This is a genomic window from Gymnodinialimonas sp. JB5-7 (genome assembly GCF_055693405.1).
On sequence record NZ_JBVFUX010000012.1, the window covers coordinates 689201 to 711311 of the forward strand.

The window sequence follows — 22111 nt, forward strand, 5'->3', positions numbered from 1 at the left end:
AAACGTCATGTTATAGCTCGGAGCAGGCAGTGCAATTCTGCGCCGCCAGCATAAAGGACCGGGCGATACTCAGCCCTTCAGGAGCATTCCAGCCATGACCAATGGACGCGTGAACCCCGCACACACGCTTGATCAACAAGGCATCACGGGGCTCGGATCGGTCTATTATAACCTGCTGGAACCCGCGTTGATGCAGGCCGCGGTCGAGCGTGGCGAAGGGCGCATCGGCAAGGGCGGCACCTTCCTTGTCTCTACCGGACAGTTCACCGGACGCTCCCCAATGACAAATTCGTCGTGCGCACGCCCGCGGTCGAAGACCATATCTGGTGGGACAACAACGCGCCCATGGCGCCTGAGGCGTTCGATCTGCTCCACGCCGATATGCTGGAGCATATGAAGGGCAACGACTACTACGTGCAGGACCTTTACGCAGGTGCCGATCCCGAACATCGCCTTGATGTGCGCGTGATCAGCGAGCTTGCGTGGCACAACCTTTTCATCCGCCATCTGCTGCGCCGCCCCGATGCAGAGGAACTGGCGAGCTTCGTGCCAGAGTTCACCATCATCAACTGCCCGACCTTCAAGGCAGACCCCGCGCGGCACGGCTGCCGGTCGGAGACGGTGATCGCGCTGAACTTCGAGAAAAAGCTGATCCTGATCGGCAACACGGAATATGCGGGTGAGAACAAGAAGTCTGTCTTCACCCTGCTGAACTACATGCTGCCCGGAAAAGGCGTGATGGCGATGCATTGCTCGGCCAACCACGCCATTGGCGACCCGGACGATGCAGCGGTGTTCTTTGGCCTGAGCGGCACGGGCAAGACAACACTTTCCGCTGATCCATCCCGCACGCTGATCGGCGATGATGAACACGGCTGGTCCGACAACGGCACCTTCAATTTCGAAGGTGGATGCTATGCGAAAACGATCAACCTCCGCGAAGAGGCCGAGCCAGAGATCTACGCCACCACGCAAAAATTCGGCACCGTGATCGAGAACATGATCTACGACGAAGACACGCTTGAGCTGGACTTCGACGATGACAGTCTGACCGCGAATATGCGCTGCGCTTATCCGCTCGACATGATCTCCAACGCGTCGGACACCGGCGTCGCGGGCCATCCCAAGAACATCGTCATGCTCACCTGCGATGCCTTCGGCGTTCTGCCCCCGATCGCACGGCTGACCCCGGCGCAGGCCATGTACCACTTCCTCAGCGGCTTCACGGCCAAGGTTGCCGGGACGGAGCGTGGCGTGACCGAGCCCACGCCGACCTTCTCCACCTGCTTCGGCGCGCCCTTCATGCCGCGCCGCCCGGAGGTTTACGGCGACCTGCTGCGTGAGAAGATCGCAGAACACGGGGCCACCTGTTGGCTGGTGAACACGGGCTGGACCGGCGGCGCCTTTGGCACCGGCAATCGCATGCCCATCAAAGCCACGCGCGCCTTGTTGACGGCGGCGCTCGACGGCACGCTCAACCGCGGCAAATTCCGCAAGGACCCACATTTCGGGTTCGAGGTTCCGACCACCTGCCCGGGCTGCGAGGATGATCTGCTCGATCCGCGCGGCACATGGGCCGACGGCGTGGCTTATGACAAACAGGCTTCAATGCTGGTGCAGATGTTTGCCGACAACTTTGCGCAATACGTCGCCCATATCGATGAAGATGTGCGCGCCGCTGCCATCTAGGCCCCGCGCAATACCCTTACCTTGAGTTTCAAGGGCTGGTGGTTATCTAACCTCCAGCCCTTTTTCCTATCCATCGGAGGCGCCATGCTGGCCCGCATCCTCTTCGTCCTTGCGTTGATCCTGCCCGCTTCCGTTTTCGCACAGTCAGGTACAGAAAACCCTCGCATCAGCGATGGCATAGCCGAGTTGGTTTACGGCATCTATTGCGCCCAGGAACCCGAACGGCGCGACCCCGCGCCCGATACCGCCTCTGGCCATCTCAACATTGTGCCGATCATCCCTGACTTCCAATTCCGCCAGAAGCTTGTGCCAGCCGAGATTGGCATTGGGTTCGGGGTACTGGCCACGGCGCCGTTGGGGACGATCCATGACCCCGTCACCGTGACCGTGACCCACCCGCCGTACCCCGACAGCGGGATCGAAGTGGAACAATGGATCAGCGATATCGAGGATGTCGGCCCCAGCCTGATGGGCTTCAGCTTCGACACGCCGAACGAGCTGCTGTTGGGCGAGTGGACATTTTCAGCCCACACGCTCGACGGAGTGGAGCTATTTCACATCGCTTTTGAAGTCGTGCAGCCGGAACTGATGCCGCAGGTGGTCAGCACCTGCCTCGGGTCGTTCATGTCCTGAACGAATGCCACCCGGCCCCTCCTCCGGCCACAAGCACAATCCTCGCCCGCTGTCACAGCCGGCCCATCTTTGTTCCCTGAAAATGCACCTTTTGGTGCGCACCCTCGGACAGTGATTATTCTCGACCCGCAACGACCGTGCCTTGAATGCGATGGGGGAGCGCGAGGGGGCTTGCCCCTCGCCCCCGGCGATCGCGTCAGCGAGCGCAACACCTAGCCAAACACACCGCGCCGGATCAGGTTCGCACCGGCCAGAACCAGAACGATCAGAATGATCTTGCGGATGCGTTCCCCATCCATCCGGTCGCCGATCCGGAACCCGATCTGCATGCCGATAAAGGTCGGGATCAACAGCACAGCCGAAAACAGAAAGGTAGTGCCGTTCAGAACACCCGATTGCGCATGGCCCGCCACCAATGCGATCGCGCCAATCGAATAGATCACCCCCTGCACCAGCATCTGGCGCGCCTTGGGCGTCTCTAGCGCCATCAAATAAAGGACGGTTGGCGGCCCCCAACTGCCAGTGATGCCACCGGTGCACCCTGCCATCCCGCCGATCACCCATTCGGCCATCCGACGCCGCTCCGCCGGGATCACAAGGCGCCAGCCAAACAATTGTACCAGCGACAGGCCAATCACAGGGATGCCGAGGATCAGGTAGAACGCCCGCTCCGGCAGCATTACCACGATTTGCGCCACGATCAGGATCATCAAACAGACCATCAGGATGAACCGCCAATGCTCCCCAATGGCATCCCTGATGTCGGGCAGCGGGTGGCGGGCCGCCTGCAACACGTTGGAAAACAGCGCGGGCAGGATCACACCGGCCAGGGCCAGCAACGGATCAAGCACCAGCGACAAACCCGATACGATAATCAGCGGCAGCGCAAAGCCGATTGCGCCCTTCACCAACCCCGCCAACAGGGTCACGCCAAGCACAACCGCAAAAGTTCCAGCCAGGCATCAGGTTGAGCACATTCAGACAACATAACGCCCTTCTATGCCCCACATGGCGGGGCCGCACCCCAAATTCCGTTGCGACATTTTCATGCGCATTATGATGCAATGCAGCATTTTTGTTGCGCTGCACCTGCAAACAAACTACGTACACCGAGACGTGCTATTCTGCCATGACACCCGCTTTTGCTGAGAGGTGATTCCATGCCCCGTGACGGCCAATTCGACGCTGAATTCGTGATCCTGCCGGACCTTCTGAAACTGACCGGCGCCGCCGTCGCCCCGGCTGAGTTTCTGCTGGCCGCTGCAAAAGATCGTGTGCGCGGCCTCGTCAGTGAAGGCGACCGCGTCTCGGGCGCTTTGATCGAGGCCAATCAGACAGCCGCCCACGGCCTGGCCTGGCTCGCCACCTATGTCGAGGCCCTGCGCCAGATGCACAAATGGGCCGAGCGCCTCGACGCTGACGGCAAATTCGGCGAGGTCGAACAGCTGATCCTGCAAATCACCTTCGGCGAATACCTCTGGCAGATGTATGGCGGGCTGCAGATGAACCAGGGCGAGATGCTGCGCCCGCAGGATATGGGCCTGACGCAAGACGACCAGCGCGCCATGATGGACGATGCGGTCATGACCTTGACCCAGGGCGGCAACACCCAGGCCGCCCGGACGCGCCTCGTGGAACTGATGCGCGAACGCTCGGCAGAGATCACGGTGGGCAACCCTGGCCTTGATGATGAACTTGAGATGATCCGCGAACAATTCCGCCGCTATTCGGTCGACCGCGTGATCCCCGACGCCCATGAATGGCACCTCAAAGACGAACTCATCCCGATGGAGGTCATCAACGAACTGGCCGAAATGGGCGTGTTCGGTCTGACCATCCCCGAAGAGTTCGGCGGCTTTGGCCTCAGCAAAGCCTCCATGTGCGTCGTCTCCGAAGAACTGTCGCGCGGCTATATCGGCGTGGGGTCCCTCGGCACCCGCAGCGAGATCGCGGCCGAGCTGATCCTGGCCGGTGGCACCGACGAACAGAAAGAGAAATGGTTGCCCGGTCTCGCCTCCGGTGAAATCCTGCCGACCGCCGTCTTCACGGAACCAAATACCGGCTCCGACCTCGGTTCGCTCCGCACCAAGGCCACGCAAGACGAAAACGGCGACTGGATCATCAATGGCAACAAGACGTGGATCACCCACGCCGCCCGCACCCATGTCATGACCGTCCTCGCCCGCACGGTGCCCGACACCGACAACTATAAGGGCCTGTCGATGTTCCTGGCCGAGAAGACCCCCGGCACGGATGAGGTGCCTTGGCAGGACCCGGGCATTTCAGGCGGCGAGATCGAAGTGCTCGGTTATCGCGGCATGAAGGAATACACGGTCAACTTTGACGACTTCAAAGTGAAGGGTGAAAACCTTCTGGGCGGCAAGGAGGGCGAAGGTTTCAAGCAGCTCATGCAAACCTTCGAGATCCGCCCGCATCCAGACCGCCGCCCGCGCCGTCGGCGTTGCCTGCTCCGCACTCGACGCAGGCATGGCCTATGCCGAAGACCGCAAGCAATTCGGCAAGGCCCTGATCGAATTCCCCCGCGTTTCAGGCAAGCTGGCGATGATGGCGGTTGAGATCATGGTCGCCCGGCAGCTGACTTATTTCTCAGCCTGGGAAAAAGACAATGACCGCCGCTGCGATGTGGAGGCCGGGATGGCCAAGCTGCTGGGTGCGCGCGTTGCATGGTCTTGCGCCGACAACGCGCTGCAAATCCACGGCGGCAACGGCTTCGCGCTGGAATACGGGATCAGCCGCATCCTGTGTGACGCGCGCATCCTCAATATCTTTGAGGGTGCCGCCGAAATCCAGGCACAGGTCATCGCCCGCCGCTTGCTTGGCTGATTGCCCTTGAACGATCGCCTCTGGCTTCTACATCGAAAGTGAACTAAGCAGTTCACTTTCGATGATTGGAGTTCTACATGTCCAAGAACGTCTTTCTTACCGGTGTCACGGGTTTCATTGCCAAGCGCATTGCCCTTGATCTGCTTGAAGCCGGACATTCCGTGACGGGATCGCTCCGCAGCGTGTCTCGTGCAGATGAAGTCCGGGACGCCGTCCGCCCGCATCTCAGCAACGCAGGCGCGCTGGACAGGCTTTCGTTTGTCGAACTTGACCTGACCCGCGACGACGGCTGGAGCGATGCGTTGCAAGGCCATGATGTGCTTATGCACACCGCCTCTCCGTTCCCGATGTCGCAGCCGAAGAACGAAGACGATATCATCCGCCCGGCCGTCGACGGCACGATGCGCGCCCTCAAAGCCGCACAGGCCGCGGGCGTGACACGGGTCGTCCTGACATCCTCGGTTGTGGCGATTGAGGCGAATGATCTGCCTATTCCTAAAGGCCCGGACCAGTGGACTGACCCCAACCATCCCGCGCCACGGCCTACTACAAATCCAAAACGCTGGCCGAGAAGGCCGCTTGGGCTTTCGTCGAAGACCACCCAGAAATGCAAATGACAACCATCCATCCATCCCTCGTCCTCGGCGCGCCGCTTGATGAGAACTACGGCACCTCCCTGAACCTCATCGCACGGATCATGGGCGGCAAGGACCCTGCTCTTCCAGGAATGGGCTTTGGCATGGTGGACGTCGCCGACATCTCAGCCATGCATATCGCGGCGATGGACCGTCCCGAAACCGCAGGAAAACGTTATATCGGCTCAGCCGGGTCAATGATGATGCCCGCCATCGCCCAGCATCTGGCCCCGCAATACCCCGACCGCAAAATCGCAACCCGGCAAGCGCCGGGATGGCTCCTGAAGGTTTTGGCGCTCTTCGATCCGGCGGTGAAAGGCATCCTGCCACAAGTCGGCTACATGCCGGAATTCGACACCTCCGCCACACAGGCCGATCTGGGCATCACCTTCACGCCCGTGAAAACCACCATCGACCGCGCGGCTGCTGCGGTGGCCTGATGCGCAGTTTCGTGGCGCTTCCGATAGAAGAAGGCGCCGTGGACGCATTGGTCGCTGCGCAGTCGCACCTGCCCTTTGGCAAGCCAGTGCCCGAGGAGAACCTGCACCTGACGCTGGCCTATCTGGGAGAGGTGCCGGAGCCCGTGGTTGAGGCACTGCACGACCTGCTCGACAGTGCCCGTCTTCCCGCGCCAGAGATCCATTTTGGGGCATTGGGCACCTTCGCCGAGATGGAGCGTGGTCTCGTCTTTGCAGAGGTGCAAGCGACGCCGACATTGACCGCGTTGCAATCCAAAGTCGCGCAAGTCACACGGCAAGCCGGCGCAGACCTTCCGCGCCGCCGCTTCCGACCCCACGTCACCCTTATGCGTGCCAACCGCCAGCCCGTCGGCCCGGCGCGTGACCGTCTTGCCACCGCAATCGGCCAGCCCTGCGCGATCCCTGCGTTCACGGCCCGCCGCATGTGCCTGTACCAATCTACACTCACGCCCCATGGCGCGGTGCATGAGGTTATGGCGCACTATCCGCTCGGCTAAGCAGATCCACGTAGCGCTGCCGCGCGGCGGGGAGGGCGCGATCGCCCAGGCTACGGGCCAGGTGATGGGTCAGGAAATGCCCTGTGGTCTGCAAGCCAAGGGATATGTCCGACAAGGTTGCCACCCCCGCGCAGAACTGCGGGAAGCGGCAAGAGCCGATCCGCCCATTCCCCCGCCGCAGTGCGCGACACCGCGCGCCCGGTCTTGGGCGACACATAGACAAGATCCTCGGTCGCGCCGGTCACAGCGCACGTGCTGAGATCCAATCCGAACCCCATCTCTTCGAGAAGCGCCATCTCCCAGCCCAGATAGGCCTCAGACCATTTCTCGGCTCCCAACGCATCAAGCAAGGCAAGGGACCGTGCATGGAGCGCCGGATAGGGCGCGCGTTCAGGAAGACTGAACGACAGAAGGGCACAAACGGCCGCCATTCCGGCAAGTGCCGTCCGGTCGTCCAACACTTCCGCGGCGCGGCTCTGCTTCAGCTCGACCGTGTAACTGCCCATATGCTCTGCCAGCCGGGCCTTCCACGTCGCATCCAACTGTGCGCCGATCTGCAACAAAGGCGCCATCTTGCGGGACGCCCCGCCGCGCACAACGCCCAGATGCCGCCCATGCTCGGCGGTAAACAGCTCCACAATCGCCGCGGATTCGCCGTGTCGGCGCAGGGCTATCAAGATGCCATCGGCTCGCCATTCCATGGGTACAACTATCCGGCAGACCGGTGCTGTTGTCGATCCACACCCTGTGGATAAAATTTTTGGCGGTGCTGGAAACACCCGCGAACAAATGGCATGGAGCATCCATGTTTCCCGCGCTTCCCCTTCGCGCCCGTGTGACGGCCTTTCTGATCGCCAGCATCTCGGTGGCGTCCCTCGTGGGCATCTATGCGTTCAACATGCAAACGGATCGGTATGGATCAGAATGGGCGACCGTTTGGGGCATGGCGCGCTTCTTCACGATCCTCAGCCATGTCCTGATTGCGCTGACCTTCTTTACAGCGGCATTCAGGCGCGAGGGCATCGGCGCCCCATGGATCGCGGCATTGACGCTGACCATCGTTCTGGTTGGGGCGGTCTATCATGCGTTACTGCGCGGCATCACCGAATTTACCGGGATCGGGTATTGGGCAGACCTTGGCCTTCACACCGTTGTGCCTGTTGCAACACTGCTGTGGTGGTTTGCCTTCGCGCCGAAAGGCCGGCTGCGTTACGGTGATTTGCCGATGTTCATCGTGTGGCCCTGCGTCTACGTCGCCTATGCGCTGGGGCGCGGAGCATCCGACCGGATCTACCCTTATCCGTTCATGAACGTTGCAGAGATCGGCCCGCTCGCCACAGCCACAAATCTGGCCGGTCTGCTGCTGGCGCTTTTGCTTGGTGGGGTGATCTTCGTCATGATCGGACGCTTCGCCGACCGCTAGGGATTGCGCCGCGCATTGCGCGTCGCCGGGGTAAATTTCCAAGGGAAATTTGCGGGCATTCGGGGGCCAGGCTGAGTATCGCCAGCCGAGGCCGCACATGGTAGAAATGGTACCTTTGCATTTTCAGGGAACAAAGATGGGCAGGCCGTCACTCCAACCCCGGCTCTCCCAACAGGTGGCGACCCTCGCGGTCCTCGACCTCTATGACCCATAGATCCGGGTCGAAGTCGCGTTGGCGTGCGACCGCGGCGTCAACATCGGCCTCTGGACCCTGGGCCAGCTCCATCCACTGCCGCTCGCCTGTCACAGGGTCAAAACTGCGCTGGTGCAATGTGGCCGTGCCATCCAGCGGCGATTGCTTGACAAGGATCGCACCGGCTGTCCCATCGCCCCGCGCCACAATGAACGCCGCAATATCCTCAAGCCGCAGCCGCGCCAGATAGGCCGCAACCCAAAGATCCGCCGTAAGGCGCGGACCGCTCATGCGTTTCCATCTTTGAATTCGAGACCCATTTCCGAATACCGCTCGGCCTCTTCCAGCCAGTTCGGGCGCACCTTCACTTGCAGGAACAGGTGCACGGGGTGGCCCGCAAACTCCGCTATCTCCTCACGCGCCGCCTTTGAGACCGACTTGATCGTTTCACCCCCTTGCCCAACACAATGCCCTTATGGCCATCCCGGGCCACATAGATGATCTGTTCGATCCGGGCCGAGCCGTCTTTCTTGGCCTCCCAGCTCTCTGTCTCGACCGTCAGCTGATAGGGCAGCTCCTGATGCAGGCGCAGCGTCAGCTTTTCGCGCGTCATCTCGGCGGCAATCATGCGCATGGGCAAATCGGCGATCTGGTCTTCGGGGTAAAGGTAGGGCCCCTCGGGCACTTCGCGCGCCAGCCATTTGCGCAAATCGTCGACGCCGTGCCCCTTCTCTGCGGAAATCATGAATGTCTCCGCGAAGGCGAACGCGCTGTTCAGGTCTTCGGTCAGTTTCAGAAGGGCCTTCGCCTCCACCCGGTCGATCTTGTTGATCGCCAGCGCGATCTTCGTGGCCTGTGTCCGCTCTGCCAAGCCATCCAGAATGGCCCGCACCCCGTCTGTCAGTCCGCGATGCGCCTCAATCAGAACAACGACAACATCGGCATCTGCAGCCCCCGTCCACGCTGCCGCCACCATGGCCCGATCCAAGCGTCGCTTTGGGCGAAAGAGCCCCGGCGTATCCACAAAGATCAGCTGGCTTTCGCCCTCCATCGCGACGCCGCGAATGCGTGCGCGCGTTGTCTGCACCTTGTGCGTCACGATCGAGACCTTGGCCCCCACCATGCGATTGAGCAGCGTGGATTTGCCCGCATTGGGCTCTCCGATCAGGGCAACAAAACCGGCGCGGGTTGTCATGGGCGCTCCTTGGAACGTTGGGGTCGGGGCGGCATAGCCGGAATCAGGGCTGCGACGTAAGGGGCGACTATTCCAGACGCCCCAGCAGGTCTTTGGCAGCCGCCTGTTCGGCCTGCCGCTTGGCCTTGGCCTCGGCCTCGGCGCTTTCGCCACTGGGCAGGGTCACGCGAATACGAAAGATCGGGGCATGATCCGGGCCAGAGCGGGCGATTTCTTCGTAGACGGGCGGCGTCATCCGCCGCGCTTGCGCCCATTCCTGCAACGCCGTCTTGGCATCGCGGGCGTCTTCCTCGACCGAGGCGATGCGCGCGCCCCACAACCGCAGGACCAGCGCCTTTGCATCGGCAAAACCGGCATCCAGATAGACGGCGGCAATCACCGCCTCCATCGCGTCACCCAGCAGGGCCATGCGGCGACGCCCGCCGGCACTCATCTCGGATTTTCCCAAACGCATGGCGGAGCCCAGATCAATCTCGCGCGCCACGTCCGCACAAGTTTCCTTACGCACGAGGGCGTTGAACCGGGGGGCGAGCTGGCCTTCCTTGGCCTCCACATCGGCGGCAAGGACGGCCTCGGCCATCACAAGGCCCAGGACGCGGTCGCCCAGAAACTCCATACGTTGATTGTCGGGCCGCGAGGGCGAAGACAGCGAGGAATGCGTCAGCGCGCGCTGCAACAGGGCCGGGTCCGCGAAATCGTGTCCCAGCCGCTCCATGAACGCGACAAGATCCTTGGCTGGCTTCACTCGATCTCCCGGAAGAAACGATCAGAGCGCCAGGTCCAGAAGTAGACCATGCGCGCGCCAGCAGACGAGAAGATCACCCGATCCGCCCGGCCCAACAGGTTCTCATGCGGCACGAAGCCCACACCACCGATGCTCTGCGGAAAACGCGAGTCGATGGAATTGTCGCGGTTGTCACCCATCACGAAGTAATGGCCTTCCGGCACAACGAATTCCGGCGTGTTGTCACCCCGAGTGCCGTCTTCGATATTGAGGATCGAATGCGTCACACCGCCGGGCAATGTCTCGGTCGCACGCTCCTTCGTGCAGAGCGCTCCCTCACCCACAGGCGCGTTGCTGCACCGGGGCTGGTGCCCCTGCGGACCTTGTGGGCCGACAACCTCTTCGAAATCCGGCTGCGGCGTGATCTGCACCGGCTCCCCGTTCAGATGCAGCACCCCGTCGATCATCTGCACCCGGTCGCCCGGCAGGCCAATCACCCGCTTGATGAAATCGGTGCCGTTCGTGGGGTGGCGGAAGACAACCACATCACCGCGCTCGGGCTCAGAGCCGAAAATGCGGCCCTCAAATGGGCAGGCCGAAAACGGGCAGGAATGGCGCGAATAGCCATAGGCCATTTTGTTGACGAACAGGAAATCGCCGATCAACAGCGTGTCTTTCATCGACCCTGAAGGGATCCAGAACGGCTGGAAGAACAGGGTGCGAAAGATGCCTGCGATCAACAAGGCCCAGAACACGGTTTTCACCGTCTCCATGATCCCGCCTTCGGATTTGGCCATGCTCTGGCTCTCCTGCGTTTTAAACTGCGTTCGGGCGGTTCTGGCCCGCCCCCTGCGCTAGTCAAGCAAAGCGGCGCCACTTTCGTGTCAGGACAAGTGGCAATAGCCTACGGGACGGCGGGAGGGGCGAGGCGCTTTGCGCGAGCGTCTCCCCGCCGGTCTCAAGACATTCGTCGGCTTCCACGCCCTTCCGGCACTGGGCGCAACTCCTCAACATCTGCGGGCAAGGCCTCGATCACCACCATCGCCTGCGCCCAGGGATGATCGTCGGTCAGCGTCACATGGATCACGGCGACATGGCCCTCAGGTGTCATGGCGTCCAAACGCTCCTTCGCCCAACCCGTGACCTCCATGACAGGCTGCCCGGTGCGCAAGTTGCGCACGGCCATGTCTTTCCAGGCAATCCCCATCCGCAACCCCGTGCCAAGCGCCTTAGAACAGGCCTCTTTCGCGGCCCACCGCTTGGCATAAACCGCCGGAGGCTCGGGCACACGCTCGGCTCTCGCCTGCTCGATTTCGGTATAGACACGGTTCCGAAATCGGTCGCCAAACCGTTCCAGCGTACGCTCAATCCGCTCGATATTGGCCAGATCCGTGCCGATCCCCAGGATCATCGCAGCGTCACCGTCCCCGTCGCCTGATTCACGGCAAAGCTGACCGGGCGCGTGCCGCTACCATCTGCAAAAGCAATGGGCACCGTGATGATCAAACCAACCGAGGCGTCGTAAACCGCCGTGGCCTGCGAGACGAGAGCCTGTCCGAAAAAGCGCGTCACGCCCGAAGCATAGATCGCCGTGCAGCGCCGAAAGGGCCCACCTGCGTCAGACGGCACCGGATGCAATACGCCCAAAGCCGCGCCGCTGGCCACGTTGGGGTCGACAAAAATCTCGAAGATACGGATCGCACCATTGGCAAAGGTTTGGGAGTTTTCTTCCCACGGTTCGGTGATCGTCATGGGCGTGAATTCAGGCCCACACTCCCCAACGACAAAAGCACTCGCCGGTGCAGCAAACGCGCAGATCGCGGCAAATGCGGTAAAAATGCTCTTCATCAGAAACTCCAAAGGCAATGATCTCAACAGATTGGAAATCTTCCGCATCCTGGGCAACCGCGCAATGGCGTTAAACCCGCGCCGCATCCATGCGCACACGCATCCCCGCAATCGCGGCTTCCAGCCCGACGAAAAGCGCTTCACCCATCAGGAAATGCCCGATGTTCAGCTCCCGCACCTCGGGCAAAGCGGCGATCGGCGCCACGGTGTCGTAGTTCAGCCCATGGCCCACATGCACTTCCTGCCCAAGATCATGGCCGAGCTTCACACCGTCCACGATCCGGGCAAGCTCCGCATCGCGCGCCTCGATATTCCCCTCACTGTCGAAATCCGTGTAGGCGCCGGAATGGATCTCGATCACTGGCGCACCGATCCGCGCAGCGGCCTCAATCTGGGATCGCTCGGCGGCAATAAAAAGCGACACGCGAATGCCCGCATCGCTGAGCGGCCCAATGAAATGGGACAGTCGGTTCTGATCGCCCGCCACCTCAAGCCCGCCTTCGGTTGTCCGCTCTTCCCGCTTCTCCGGCACGATGCAGGCGGCGTGGGGCATATGCTGCAAGGCGATCCCTTGCATCTCCTCCGTGGCCGCCATCTCAAAATTCAGCGGGATCGAGATTGCGTCCATGATCGCGCCAATATCCGCGTCCCGGATGTGCCGCCGATCTTCGCGCAGATGCGCCGTGATCCCATCGGCCCCCGCCTGCTCGGCTAGCACAGCCGCGCGTACCGGGTCCGGCGTGGCCCCGCCCCGCGCATTCCGCAGCGTTGCCACATGATCAATGTTCACCCCGAGGCGTAGTTTTTCCATTGGCATCACTCCGCTGCTTCCGCCTGCTGGCGAAGCTTGTCCATTTTCTTGCGCAGCCGCGCCGCGCGACGGTTCTGATAGGCCCGGATCACGGGAACACTCAGGTAGTAGCAAACGATGCCGCAGATCAGGCCCGGCAGGATGCCGCCAACCGTCCAGGGCCACACGACCGTGTCCCAGAAGATATGCAATTCCCGCCACGAGGCGACATCATCGGTGAAGATCGCCTTGAAGTTGTGCCACAAATCCCCGGCCGCGTTGCCGAACCGCGCAAACATGGAATCGTTGATCTCACCATGCATGCGCGTGCCCAGCATGAAGTGCCCGATCTCCAAAGAGACAAAGGCAATCGGCACATAGGTCAGCGGATTGCCGATGAACGTCGCCAGAAGTGACGCGATAATCGACCCGCGCATGACACGCGCCAGAAACGCCGCCAATACGAAATGCAGCCCGAAATAGGGGGTGAAAACAACAAAGGCCCCGGCCATGATGCCACGCGCAATTTGCTCAGGTGTGCCGGGCAGGCGCCGCATCCGATGCTTCACATATTGCGCTGCACGCACCCAGCCCCCCGGGGCCAGAGCGCCTCGAGGATCACACGATACCAGGGTCTGTAATCACGGCGTCTGAACACGCGCCGCCCCTTCCGTCATGATGCTGTCCTAAGTGACAGATATGGACCGCATAACCGCGTTGAACAACTCTTGTTCCGAAGATGGCATACGCCCGGGAAGGGGCGTTGCAGTCCTGCCCGTCAGGGCCGCCGATCCAGATCACGGAACCGGTCCAGCGTGGCCACATCGCCTTCCGCCTCAACCGCAATCATCACGGCATGCAAATGCTCGGCATCGCGGACATCCACGTCAATCAGCAGGCGGAAGAAATCAGGTTTCCGGTCCACGAAATGCAAGTCCGAGATGTTGGCATTCTGCTCCCCGATCAGGGTGCAGATCCGGCCCAGAACGCCATTTTCGTTCGAGATCGTGACATCGAGCGTGACGTTGTGGATCGCCGCATGACGGCCTTCGGTCCAATGCAGATCAATCCAGCGATCGGGCAGGTCGTCAAAGGCGGCCAGCGCGGCGCAGTCAATCGAATGCACCAAAGGCCCCTTGCCCGGATAGGCAATCCCGATGATCCGCTCGCCCGGCACGGCCTGACAGCATTGCGCCCGTTGCGTGCGCGCGCCGGGTGGCAGGCCGATCACGGCGCGCGTCTCTTCGATCACCGCCTCGTCACCCTTATCGGCCAGCTCAGGATACAGCTGCTGCACCACGTTCCGCGCGCTCAGCTCAGCGGAGCCGATGCGCGCCAGTACTTCATCAGCATCTTTGAACGCCAATGCCTTTGCGGCTGTCGAAAGGGCCTGATCAGTTGCCTTCTTGCCAAACTGTTCAAACGCCACTCGCGCCAGTTCCCGACCCAGTTTGATGTACCGGTCCCGGTCAACTTCGCGCAACGACCGGCGGATCGCGGCCTTGGCCCGTCCCGTCGTGGCAATGTCAATCCAGGTGGCCTGCGGTGTCTGGCCTTCAGCGGTAATGATATCGACCGATTGGCCATTCTTCAGCCGCGTCCAAAGCGGCACGCGGATGCCATCGACCTTCGCCCCCACGCAGGAATGTCCGATCCGGGTGTGGATCGAATAGGCAAAGTCGATGGGCGTGGCCCCGCGCGGCAGCTTGACCACATCGCCCTTGGGCGTGAAGCAGAAAACCTGGTCCGAATACATCTCCAGCTTCACATGCTCGAGGAATTCGTCATGGTCGTCCGCGTTCTCAAACCGCTCGGTCAGGCCTTCCAGCCATTTGGCGGGGTCGACGGCAAAGGGGTTCTGCGCCCGTACACCGTCGCGATAGGCCCAGTGGGCGGCGACACCGGCCTCGGCCACTTCGTGCATCTGGCGCGTGCGGATCTGCACCTCGACCCGCTTGCCGTCACGCCCGCTGACAGTCGTGTGGATGGAGCGATAGCCGTTTGATTTCGGCTGGCTGATGTAATCCTTGAACCGCCCCGGGACAGACTTCCACCGCTGGTGGATCGCGCCCAGCACACGATAGCAATCGTCTTCCGTATCGGTGATCACCCGAAAACCATAGATGTCTGACAAGCGGCTGAAGGCCAGCTTCTTATCCTGCATCTTGCGCCAGATCGAATAGGGTTTCTTGGCACGCCCAAAGACCTGACCCGACACACCATGTTTGGTCAGGACAGCTTCGATGTCGTCCGTGATCTTGGGGATCACATCGCCCGTCTCGCGTTGCAGTGTGATGAACCGCCGAAGGATCGAGGAACGCGCTTCAGGATTCACCACCCGAAAGCTCAGATCCTCCAACTCCTCCCGCATCCAGTGCATCCCCATCCGTCCTGCGAGCGGCGCGAAGATGTCCATCGTCTCCTGCGCCTTCTGGCGCTGCTTTTCGGGGCGCATGTGCCGGATCGTGCGCATATTGTGCAGCCGGTCGGCCAACTTCACCAGGATCACCCGCAGGTCCTTGGACATCGCCATGAACAGCTTGCGGAAATTCTCGGCCTGCTTGCTTTCGCGGTTCGACAGCTGCAGGTTCGTCAGCTTCGTGACACCATCCACCAGCCCGGCAATCTCCTCGCCAAACCGCTCCGACACCTCGCTATAGGTCGACCGCGTGTCTTCAATGGTGTCATGCAATAGGGCCGTGACGATGGTGGCATCGTCCAACTGCTGCTCGGTCAGGATGGCGGCCACAGCGACAGGATGGGTGAAATAAGGCTCACCCGAATGCCGCGTCTGCCCCTCGTGCATCTCGCGGCCATAGTCAAAGGCGCCGCGGATCAGCGCCTCACTTGTGTTCGGATTGTAATTGCGGATCAGGCTGAGCAGATCGTCGGCGTCGATAGCATCTTCGGCACCGTGGGTATGATCAAGCGCAGCCTGCGCGCTCACTTCTGGCCCTGAGCTTCCATGAGCGCACGCAGCATCTGCTCTTCGCTCATGTCATCCTGGGCCGGGCGATCCTGCTCGACACCCTGCAGAAGCGCCATGGCGTCTTCTTCGGGCTCGTCGACTTCGATCTGGGTCTGGTGCGACTCAATCAGGCGCTCACGCAGATCATCGGCACCTTGCGTCTCATCCGCGATCTCGCGCAACGCAACGACAGGATTCTTGTCGTTGTCGCGGTCAATGGTCAGCGGATCACCGGCAGAAATCTCACGCGCGCGGTGCGACGCAAGCATCACCAGTTCGAACCGGTTCGGGACCTTATCAACGCAATCTTCAACCGTGACGCGGGCCATGGGGGCACTCCAGACGTATAGAACAGATGGATTAGAGCGGCCTACATAAGGGCCAATCCCTTTATTGACAACCTGATTCCGCCGCTAGTCGAGGGGCCGGATTGTTTCCAATTCTTCCGGGTCCAGCGCGTCCAGCATGGCCCGCACAGAACGCCCCGTCGCCGGGTCCACCCAATCAGGCGCAACATCCGCCAGGGGGACCAGCACAAATCCGCGATCGGCCAGCCTGGGATGCGGCAGGATCAACTGATCCGGCACCACCTTGGCGGCCTCTTCTGGTGACAGGGCCGCCCATTTCGCACGCACCTCGGCACTCGGCAAAATCGCGTCCCCAAACCCGATAAGGTCCAGGTCCATCACCCGCGCTTCCCACCGATTGGCACGCGTACGCCCAAAAGCCTCCTCGATGCCGTGCAAAGCCTCCAGCAACGCCTCGGCCGTGCCGCGCCATTCCACCCGCATCGCCGCATTGACGAAGTCGGGACCCGCGCCCGCAGGAAAAGCCGGGGTCGCAAACAGCCGACTGCGTACGGTGCCTTCTCCGCACATCTCTTCCAGCTGGTCCATGGCCCGGGGAACGCTCAGTTCCGGCGGAATGCTGCCCGAAGGCAGGTTTGCGCCCAGCGCAATCAAGCCGGTCGTCGCGTCACCTGTATACATGCCGTATTGCACCCAACCCACCGAACATCCATATTAACACGCATCCCGTGCCGCGGGCGCCCGGTCTCACTCCCCGGACATTACTATTGTCAGCGGTGCATTACACTCACTCACGGGCTTTGGACATATTATGTTTTATCGTGACGAACGTCTGGCGCTGTTTATCGACGGCTCCAACCTATACGCCGCTGCAAAAGCGCTTGGATTCGACATCGACTACAAACTGCTGCGGCAGGAATTCATGCAGCGCGGCAAACTCCTGCGGGCCTACTACTACACTGCTCTGCTGGAAAATGACGACTATTCGCCGATCCGGCCGCTGGTCGACTGGCTGCACTACAACGGCTTTACCATGGTCACCAAACCGGCCAAGGAATTCACCGACAGTCAAGGCCGCCGCAAGGTCAAAGGCAACATGGATATCGAGCTGACGGTCGATGCCATGGAAACCGCCGAACATGTCGACCACATCGTCCTGTTCTCGGGCGATGGCGATTTCCGGCCCCTGGTCGCTGCGCTCCAGCGCAGGGGCTGCCGGGTCTCCGTGGTCTCGACGATCCGCTCGCAGCCACCGATGATTGCCGATGATCTGCGCCGCCAGGCCGACAATTTCATTGAACTTGATGAACTCAAGGACGTCGTCGGCCGCCCGCCGCGTGAACCCCGGATGATGGACGACCGCGCCGAAGAAGAAACCGTCGAATGATGTGGCCCCTGCGCCCAATCGTGACCGTGGCCCTGATGTTCAGCGCTCCGGTTGCGATGGCGCAGGACAATCGGACATGCGCCAGGACCGGCACGATCGCCGCCGACGAAAGCTATACCACTTTCGCCGCCCAGGCCTTTCTGGGCAGCGAATGGGGCCAGCCGGGCGAGGCGATCAGCGCGATCACCCCGGGCGATCACGAACGCATCATCGCCGAAGGGGATGAACCCACGCTGTATCCCGGCGCGTTCATTGAAACCTCGGCGGGGCGTCAGCTTCACGTCACCACATTCGGTGATGTGCAGGGCGGCGGCGTGATCCCCTATCACCGGGTGGGTGTTGTCAGATCCGTCGACGTGCAGGGCCTGTTGGCCCTTACGGCATGCGGGGACGTCTATTTCAGCACCTGGACGCAACCCACCTTCCTTGCGCAATTCACTTGGCCTGATCCCGGCTGACATACGCCGCTCAAGGCTTCCCGCTCAGCGCGAGCAATCCCAGACCTGTCAGTATCAATGCCCCGCCCGACGCGATGGTCCGGGCGATGTTGTAGGCTTGCCATCTTGGCGAGTAATCGGTCCAAATCTGGCGCGCTGCGTCTATGTCGTCCGGCACCACGATCTCGGCCAAAGCCTCGTTCATGGGCACGTTGACCGCCATGGTCAGGACCAATCCACCAACCAGATACAGGACACCGCCCGCCGCAAAGATCAGGCCTGCACGCGCATTGCCTGCGCCAAACGCCAAGGCGCCGGTCAGCAGCAAGGCAAAGGGTGTTCCAAAAAACGCAGGCGCGAACACCATATTCCGCACGCTCGCATTCATGCCCTGCATCGCCTCGATGGCGACACGCGGGTCAATCGCATCCAGCCCCCACATGGTCGAGCAGACCCAGGCATAAAAGAACCCGAAGATCGCGCCCGCAAGCAGCAGGGACAAAAATCCGAACACGTAAGTGGTTGTCGTCATCTCACTCTCCATCTCTAACCGTAATTTCAATTACGGCTTGATGACCTGCGTAACCGTAATTACGATTACACGTCAAGAGGGGAGAGATCATGAAGTCCGAAAAGCAGGAAGAACGCCGCGCCCAGATCGAGGAGGCCGCCTACCGGATGCTCGGCGAAAAGGGCTATCAGGGCACCTCGGTGCAGGCGATTGCGAAGGCGGCGAAAGCGTCGAATGAGACGCTTTACAACTGGTATGGCGACAAGAAGGGCCTGATGGCGGCCTTGGTTGCGCGCAACACGGAGGTTGTGCGCACAGCCCTCGCGGAAAACGAGGCAACCGATCCGATGGACCAACTTGCCCGCCTCGGCCCCATCCTGCTCGGCATGGTCCTCGGACCCCGCGCCGTGGCGCTCAACCGCGCCGCCGCTGCCGATCCGTCGGGCGATCTGGGTCGCGCGATTTCAGCCGGCGGGCGCGAGGTTGTCGCCCCCATGGTCACCGCTGTCATGGCCCGTGCCGTGGCCGAGGGCGCATTGCACGGAACGCCCGATGACCTCACTCAGCTGTACCTCACCCTTCTGATCGGCGACCTGCAAATCCGCCGCGTCATAGGTGCAATGGATGTGCAGAAGCCCGAGGCCAACCAAGTGAGGGCTGAGGGCGCGCTGCAAACCCTGCTCCGCGCGTCAAATCCTTAATTTTCGGTTAACGAAAACGGCATAATCTCCATTTTTCATATACTTAACCCTGCTTATCAACCGTGATAAGCTTGCGCTAAACCGGCCCTTCATACTCGCCGCGCGCCGGATAATTCTTCTCAATCGCGAAATCGACCGCGCCTAGAAGCTCCCGAAAATGGGGCCGCACAAACGGCATCGTCTGCACGCTCATATAGTAAAGCGTCTGGTCCGGATTGATCAGGAACAGCCCCGGCTCGGCAAACAGGGCGGGCTCCTCGATCCCGATGGATGTCTTGCCCCGAGAGGTCGAGATATAAAGCCCCCATTCCCGCGCCTTGGCGAGCGGCAGGTCATGGCCGAACCGCAGCTTGCTCGCCCCGATCTTCTCCTTCATCTGCGCCGCACGTTCCTCTCCGTCACTGGAAATCGCGACTGAAGCCACGCCGCGGTCGGCAAAATCATCCACCAACTTCTCAAACTCCGTCAGGTACGTCGCGCAAACCGGGCAATGCAGCCCGCGATAAAAGCAGACAACCGTGCCCCGCTCCGCCGTCTCGGCAGACAGATCAAACGTTCCGCCCCCAATCAGTGGCACGGACAAATCAGGGGTTTTCTGGCGCGGCATCAGCATCGGGCAATCTCCTTAGACGTCACACGAACTCAACACGTTCGCATCCGCCATCGCAACACGTCGCGGCTGCCAAACACGCAAATGTCACCCACCCGCATCTGCGTTGATCTGGTTATGGATCTCGATTACCTCATCCGGCCAGGTCGACTTGATGTAGCTCAGTACAGCAATGATCTCGTCTTCGCTCAACCTGTCACCGAAGCCCATCATATTGCTCTGATAATCCCCGCCTACCAAAGCCGCCGTTCCATATGTGGTCAGAGCGATGAGCACCTCGTCAGGATGATGCCATGTATGCCCAGTCTCATCATGGGGCGGCGCTGGAAGGAATCCAGCGTCATCCCGCACTCTCCAATCCGGCGCCCCTTCAAGATCGGCACCATGGCAGGAGGCGCACTCAGCCTCATAAATCGCCCGCCCAAGCGCCACGACCTCCTCATTCTGCCAAGCCAACCGGGAAACTGGCTGCTGATCGGTTTGAGCCTGTATCGGCAAGACGGCGCCCAAGACCGCAACAAGCCCAACGGCTGCCAATCCCGTAATCCATATCGACTTCATTGATTCTCTCCCGTCATTTTGCCCTACTTGCCATCCCTCCTGCACAGGAGGGCAAGCCCCTCTGGACCCGGGCGACCTAGACCCTTACCTCTGTGCTGACTAGGAGAGCCCGACCATGACCAAGACCCCCTCACGATCTACCTCGCCGCGCCACGCGGCTTTGCGCAGGTGTGGACCGCGCCATCAAGATCGTGGAGATGGCTCTGGAAAAATGGGGCGCGCCGGTCTTCGTGCGGCACGAGATCGTGCACAACAAATTCGTGGTCGATGACCTGCGCGCAAAAGGCGCCGTCTTCGTCGAGGAACTCGAAGAATGCCCCGATGACCGCCCCGTCATCTTCTCCGCCCATGGCGTTCCGAAATCCGTGCCCGCCGCCGCCCAGGCGCGCGAGATGGTCTATGTCGATGCCACCTGCCCGCTCGTGTCCAAAGTCCATATCGAGGCGCAGCGCCACGCCGACAATGGCCTTCAGATGATAATGATCGGCCACAAAGGCCACCCGGAGACGGTCGGCACCATGGGTCAATTGCCCGAAGGTGAAGTGCTCTTGGTCGAAACCGTCGAAGACGTGGCAACCGTCGACGTGCGCGACCCGTGGAAACTTGCCTTCGTTACACAGACCACATTGTCGGTGGACGACACCGCCGACATCGTGGCCGCCCTTCAAGCCCGCTTCCCCGCCATTGTTGGCCCCCACAAGGAAGACATCTGCTACGCCACCACCAACCGGCAAGAGGCCGTGAAGGCCGCAGCCCCCAAATGCGACGCGATGCTGGTGGTTGGCGCACCAAACAGCTCCAACTCCAAACGCCTCGTCGAAGTCGCCGCGCGGGCCGGGTGCAGCTATTCGCAGCTTGTGCAACGCGCCACCGACATCGACTGGCGCGCGCTGGAAGGGATCAAATCGCTCGGCATCACCGCTGGCGCCTCGGCCCCCGAAGTGCTGATCGAAGAGGTCATCGGCGCGTTTGAAGATCGTTTCGATGTCACCCGCGAACTGGTCGAGACCGCCGTAGAGAACGTCGAATTCAAGGTGCCCCGCGTGCTGCGTGAACCCGCCTAATGCGCCTCGTCGATTTCACGACGATGTATCCAAGACTCTATCGCCTTGCCGAACGGGGGCACACCATGGCATTCGCAAACACGGGCTGCTTCCGGCGGCTGAGGTTGCCGAACAGGTTGGCGAGATACTCCCGACAACGCCCCGAAAAGGTCCATTGCCGCTCAAGCTGCCTGACGGCATTCGAGTCATGGTGACGGACAATATCCCGCTGAGCTTCGGAAAACTCGAACCTGTGCTCGACGATGGCCTATCCCCGGAGCAATGGCTGCGGATGCTGAATGAGCGGGTTTTCTTTTGGCCGGAGCGTAAGCTCGGTGAGAGGATCTTAAGGCGCGAAACCGGCGAAATTATGCTAGCGAATGGCAAATCTACGACACTCGCCTATTGCTTGAACCAGTGTGGAGTGCCGCCGAAATGTCCCCGATCAACTCGGGCTCGACCATACACACTCCCGCAAGACGCGGATTGGCCACGTTTGCGCCTCTGCATACGCTAAACTACGATGCGTGGCGTAGACGGCGTGGCCTATCCTCTTTGGACAAGCCCAAGAAATCACGGTGAAGGGGTCATTCCCGGTGCGGGCAGCGCGCTGATCCACATCGAACCCGCGTAAT

General features: G+C 61.2%; 22 protein-coding genes and 6 pseudogenes. 12 read left to right on the forward strand and 16 right to left on the reverse strand.

Features of this window, described 5'->3' with window-relative positions; all coding sequences use genetic code 11:
- Positions 1 to 94: 94 nt before the first annotated feature.
- A pseudogene (locus tag ACZ1HK_RS11530) lies at positions 95 to 1689 on the forward strand (phosphoenolpyruvate carboxykinase).
- A gap of 84 nt (positions 1690 to 1773) precedes the next feature.
- The gene (locus ACZ1HK_RS11535) at positions 1774 to 2322 is read left to right on the forward strand and encodes a DUF3859 domain-containing protein (RefSeq protein ID WP_472628830.1); all 549 of its coding nucleotides are present in this window, start codon (positions 1774 to 1776) and stop codon (positions 2320 to 2322) included.
- Positions 2323 to 2534: 212 nt separating this feature from the next.
- Here ACZ1HK_RS11535 and ACZ1HK_RS11540 read toward each other — a convergent pair whose 3' ends face one another.
- Entirely contained in the window at positions 2535 to 3251 is a 717-nt protein-coding gene (locus ACZ1HK_RS11540; protein ID WP_472628831.1) for a sulfite exporter TauE/SafE family protein, read from the reverse strand.
- A 231-nt stretch (positions 3252 to 3482) separates the two neighbouring features.
- Here ACZ1HK_RS11540 and ACZ1HK_RS11545 point away from each other — a divergent pair.
- The 4 genes and pseudogenes from ACZ1HK_RS11545 to thpR all read left to right on the forward strand — a co-directional run bounded on the left by ACZ1HK_RS11545 (position 3483) and on the right by thpR (position 6777).
- Positions 3483 to 5166, forward strand: a pseudogene (locus tag ACZ1HK_RS11545) (acyl-CoA dehydrogenase family protein).
- Between the two features lie 77 nt (positions 5167 to 5243).
- Positions 5244 to 5783: an NAD-dependent epimerase/dehydratase family protein gene (locus ACZ1HK_RS11550; protein ID WP_472628832.1), complete on the forward strand. Its 540-nt coding sequence runs from the start codon at positions 5244 to 5246 to the stop codon at positions 5781 to 5783.
- Positions 5774 to 6241, forward strand: coding sequence for a Rossmann-fold NAD(P)-binding domain-containing protein (locus tag ACZ1HK_RS11555; RefSeq protein WP_472628833.1), 468 nt, complete (start codon positions 5774 to 5776; stop codon positions 6239 to 6241). Before ACZ1HK_RS11550 ends, ACZ1HK_RS11555 begins: the two co-directional genes overlap by 10 nt.
- Positions 6241 to 6777 (forward strand): RNA 2',3'-cyclic phosphodiesterase, encoded by a 537-nt coding sequence (gene thpR / locus ACZ1HK_RS11560; protein WP_472628834.1) that lies wholly within the window; start codon positions 6241 to 6243, stop codon positions 6775 to 6777. The genes ACZ1HK_RS11555 and thpR overlap by 1 nt, the downstream gene beginning before the upstream one ends.
- Here thpR and recO read toward each other — a convergent pair.
- A pseudogene (gene recO / locus ACZ1HK_RS11565) lies at positions 6752 to 7478 on the reverse strand (DNA repair protein RecO). The gene thpR and the pseudogene recO sit on opposite strands and share 26 nt — an antisense overlap.
- A gap of 104 nt (positions 7479 to 7582) precedes the next feature.
- On the opposite strand from recO, the gene ACZ1HK_RS11570 reads away from it, so the two are divergent.
- Complete coding sequence (locus ACZ1HK_RS11570) at positions 7583 to 8200, forward strand: Pr6Pr family membrane protein (protein ID WP_472628835.1); 618 nt, start codon at positions 7583 to 7585, stop codon at positions 8198 to 8200.
- Positions 8201 to 8348: 148 nt separating this feature from the next.
- Here the strand turns inward: ACZ1HK_RS11570 and ACZ1HK_RS11575 are convergent, their stop codons facing one another.
- The 11 genes and pseudogenes from ACZ1HK_RS11575 to folK form a co-directional block, all read right to left on the reverse strand.
- Complete coding sequence (locus ACZ1HK_RS11575; RefSeq protein WP_472628836.1) at positions 8349 to 8684, reverse strand: DUF1491 family protein; 336 nt, start codon at positions 8682 to 8684, stop codon at positions 8349 to 8351.
- Positions 8681 to 9588: pseudogene (gene era / locus ACZ1HK_RS11580) on the reverse strand (GTPase Era). Before era ends, ACZ1HK_RS11575 begins: the two are co-directional and overlap by 4 nt.
- Before the next feature lie 67 nt (positions 9589 to 9655).
- The gene (gene rnc / locus ACZ1HK_RS11585) at positions 9656 to 10333 is read right to left on the reverse strand and encodes a ribonuclease III (protein ID WP_472628837.1); all 678 of its coding nucleotides are present in this window, start codon (positions 10331 to 10333) and stop codon (positions 9656 to 9658) included.
- On the reverse strand, positions 10330 to 11109 hold the full coding sequence (gene lepB / locus ACZ1HK_RS11590; RefSeq protein ID WP_472628838.1) for a signal peptidase I: 780 nt from the start codon (positions 11107 to 11109) through the stop codon (positions 10330 to 10332). The genes rnc and lepB overlap by 4 nt, the downstream gene beginning before the upstream one ends.
- A 161-nt stretch (positions 11110 to 11270) precedes the next feature.
- Positions 11271 to 11723 (reverse strand): holo-ACP synthase, encoded by a 453-nt coding sequence (acpS, locus tag ACZ1HK_RS11595; RefSeq protein WP_472628839.1) that lies wholly within the window; start codon positions 11721 to 11723, stop codon positions 11271 to 11273.
- Positions 11720 to 12160, reverse strand: coding sequence for a hypothetical protein (locus ACZ1HK_RS11600; protein ID WP_472628840.1), 441 nt, complete (start codon positions 12158 to 12160; stop codon positions 11720 to 11722). The genes acpS and ACZ1HK_RS11600 overlap by 4 nt, the downstream gene beginning before the upstream one ends.
- A gap of 70 nt (positions 12161 to 12230) precedes the next feature.
- The gene (locus ACZ1HK_RS11605) at positions 12231 to 12971 is read right to left on the reverse strand and encodes a pyridoxine 5'-phosphate synthase (protein ID WP_472628841.1); all 741 of its coding nucleotides are present in this window, start codon (positions 12969 to 12971) and stop codon (positions 12231 to 12233) included.
- A 5-nt stretch (positions 12972 to 12976) separates the two neighbouring features.
- Entirely contained in the window at positions 12977 to 13507 is a 531-nt protein-coding gene (locus tag ACZ1HK_RS11610; RefSeq protein ID WP_472628842.1) for a DUF2062 domain-containing protein, read from the reverse strand.
- Positions 13508 to 13728: 221 nt separating this feature from the next.
- On the reverse strand, positions 13729 to 15897 hold the full coding sequence (locus ACZ1HK_RS11615; RefSeq protein ID WP_472628843.1) for a RelA/SpoT family protein: 2169 nt from the start codon (positions 15895 to 15897) through the stop codon (positions 13729 to 13731).
- On the reverse strand, positions 15894 to 16247 hold the full coding sequence (gene rpoZ / locus ACZ1HK_RS11620; RefSeq protein ID WP_472628844.1) for a DNA-directed RNA polymerase subunit omega: 354 nt from the start codon (positions 16245 to 16247) through the stop codon (positions 15894 to 15896). Before rpoZ ends, ACZ1HK_RS11615 begins: the two co-directional genes overlap by 4 nt.
- Positions 16248 to 16331: 84 nt before the next feature.
- Positions 16332 to 16907, reverse strand: a complete 576-nt coding sequence (gene folK / locus ACZ1HK_RS11625) for a 2-amino-4-hydroxy-6-hydroxymethyldihydropteridine diphosphokinase (RefSeq protein ID WP_472628845.1) — start codon at positions 16905 to 16907, stop codon at positions 16332 to 16334.
- 130 nt (positions 16908 to 17037) lie between these two features.
- On the opposite strand from folK, the gene ACZ1HK_RS11630 reads away from it, so the two are divergent.
- Positions 17038 to 17613, forward strand: coding sequence for a LabA-like NYN domain-containing protein (locus tag ACZ1HK_RS11630; RefSeq protein WP_472628846.1), 576 nt, complete (start codon positions 17038 to 17040; stop codon positions 17611 to 17613).
- Complete coding sequence (locus tag ACZ1HK_RS11635) at positions 17610 to 18071, forward strand: hypothetical protein (RefSeq protein WP_472628847.1); 462 nt, start codon at positions 17610 to 17612, stop codon at positions 18069 to 18071. The genes ACZ1HK_RS11630 and ACZ1HK_RS11635 overlap by 4 nt, the downstream gene beginning before the upstream one ends.
- Before the next feature lie 10 nt (positions 18072 to 18081).
- Here ACZ1HK_RS11635 and ACZ1HK_RS11640 read toward each other — a convergent pair whose 3' ends face one another.
- Entirely contained in the window at positions 18082 to 18582 is a 501-nt protein-coding gene (locus tag ACZ1HK_RS11640) for an anthrone oxygenase family protein (RefSeq protein WP_472628848.1), read from the reverse strand.
- A gap of 89 nt (positions 18583 to 18671) precedes the next feature.
- Here ACZ1HK_RS11640 and ACZ1HK_RS11645 point away from each other — a divergent pair, with 89 nt between their 5' ends.
- Positions 18672 to 19262: a TetR/AcrR family transcriptional regulator gene (locus ACZ1HK_RS11645; RefSeq protein ID WP_472628849.1), complete on the forward strand. Its 591-nt coding sequence runs from the start codon at positions 18672 to 18674 to the stop codon at positions 19260 to 19262.
- 76 nt (positions 19263 to 19338) lie between these two features.
- Here ACZ1HK_RS11645 and ACZ1HK_RS11650 read toward each other — a convergent pair whose 3' ends face one another.
- Both ACZ1HK_RS11650 and ACZ1HK_RS11655 read right to left on the reverse strand, forming a co-directional pair.
- A complete protein-coding gene (locus tag ACZ1HK_RS11650) occupies positions 19339 to 19875 on the reverse strand; it encodes a peroxiredoxin-like family protein (RefSeq protein WP_472628850.1) in 537 nt (178 codons plus the stop codon).
- A gap of 84 nt (positions 19876 to 19959) precedes the next feature.
- A complete protein-coding gene (locus ACZ1HK_RS11655) occupies positions 19960 to 20433 on the reverse strand; it encodes a c-type cytochrome (protein ID WP_472628851.1) in 474 nt (157 codons plus the stop codon).
- Between the two features lie 135 nt (positions 20434 to 20568).
- On the opposite strand from ACZ1HK_RS11655, the pseudogene ispH reads away from it, so the two are divergent.
- A pseudogene (gene ispH / locus ACZ1HK_RS11660) lies at positions 20569 to 21497 on the forward strand (4-hydroxy-3-methylbut-2-enyl diphosphate reductase).
- Positions 21484 to 22058, forward strand: a pseudogene (locus tag ACZ1HK_RS11665) (DUF7002 family protein). The pseudogenes ispH and ACZ1HK_RS11665 overlap by 14 nt, the downstream one beginning before the upstream one ends.
- Positions 22059 to 22111: the final 53 nt, after the last annotated feature.

Excerpts from the sequence above, each read along its gene's own strand:
- ACZ1HK_RS11655 (WP_472628851.1), bottom strand. The coding sequence starts at position 20,433 with ATGAAGTCGATATGGATTACGGGATTGGCAGCCGTTGGGCTTGTTGCG.
- ACZ1HK_RS11640 (WP_472628848.1), bottom strand. The coding sequence starts at position 18,582 with ATGACGACAACCACTTACGTGTTCGGATTTTTGTCCCTGCTGCTTGCG.
- ACZ1HK_RS11610 (WP_472628842.1), bottom strand. The coding sequence starts at position 13,507 with ATGCGGCGCCTGCCCGGCACACCTGAGCAAATTGCGCGTGGCATCATG.
- ACZ1HK_RS11575 (WP_472628836.1), bottom strand. The coding sequence starts at position 8,684 with ATGAGCGGTCCGCGCCTTACGGCGGATCTTTGGGTTGCGGCCTATCTG.
- ACZ1HK_RS11650 (WP_472628850.1), bottom strand. The coding sequence starts at position 19,875 with ATGCTGATGCCGCGCCAGAAAACCCCTGATTTGTCCGTGCCACTGATT.
- acpS (WP_472628839.1), bottom strand. The coding sequence starts at position 11,723 with ATGATCCTGGGGATCGGCACGGATCTGGCCAATATCGAGCGGATTGAG.
- ACZ1HK_RS11600 (WP_472628840.1), bottom strand. The coding sequence starts at position 12,160 with ATGAAGAGCATTTTTACCGCATTTGCCGCGATCTGCGCGTTTGCTGCA.
- ACZ1HK_RS11645 (WP_472628849.1), top strand. The coding sequence starts at position 18,672 with ATGAAGTCCGAAAAGCAGGAAGAACGCCGCGCCCAGATCGAGGAGGCC.
- folK (WP_472628845.1), bottom strand. The coding sequence starts at position 16,907 with ATGTATACAGGTGACGCGACGACCGGCTTGATTGCGCTGGGCGCAAAC.
- lepB (WP_472628838.1), bottom strand. The coding sequence starts at position 11,109 with ATGGCCAAATCCGAAGGCGGGATCATGGAGACGGTGAAAACCGTGTTC.
- ACZ1HK_RS11550 (WP_472628832.1), top strand. The coding sequence starts at position 5,244 with ATGTCCAAGAACGTCTTTCTTACCGGTGTCACGGGTTTCATTGCCAAG.
- rpoZ (WP_472628844.1), bottom strand. The coding sequence starts at position 16,247 with ATGGCCCGCGTCACGGTTGAAGATTGCGTTGATAAGGTCCCGAACCGG.
- ACZ1HK_RS11635 (WP_472628847.1), top strand. The coding sequence starts at position 17,610 with ATGATGTGGCCCCTGCGCCCAATCGTGACCGTGGCCCTGATGTTCAGC.
- ACZ1HK_RS11555 (WP_472628833.1), top strand. The coding sequence starts at position 5,774 with ATGCAAATGACAACCATCCATCCATCCCTCGTCCTCGGCGCGCCGCTT.
- ACZ1HK_RS11605 (WP_472628841.1), bottom strand. The coding sequence starts at position 12,971 with ATGGAAAAACTACGCCTCGGGGTGAACATTGATCATGTGGCAACGCTG.
- ACZ1HK_RS11630 (WP_472628846.1), top strand. The coding sequence starts at position 17,038 with ATGTTTTATCGTGACGAACGTCTGGCGCTGTTTATCGACGGCTCCAAC.
- ACZ1HK_RS11535 (WP_472628830.1), top strand. The coding sequence starts at position 1,774 with ATGCTGGCCCGCATCCTCTTCGTCCTTGCGTTGATCCTGCCCGCTTCC.
- thpR (WP_472628834.1), top strand. The coding sequence starts at position 6,241 with ATGCGCAGTTTCGTGGCGCTTCCGATAGAAGAAGGCGCCGTGGACGCA.
- ACZ1HK_RS11570 (WP_472628835.1), top strand. The coding sequence starts at position 7,583 with ATGTTTCCCGCGCTTCCCCTTCGCGCCCGTGTGACGGCCTTTCTGATC.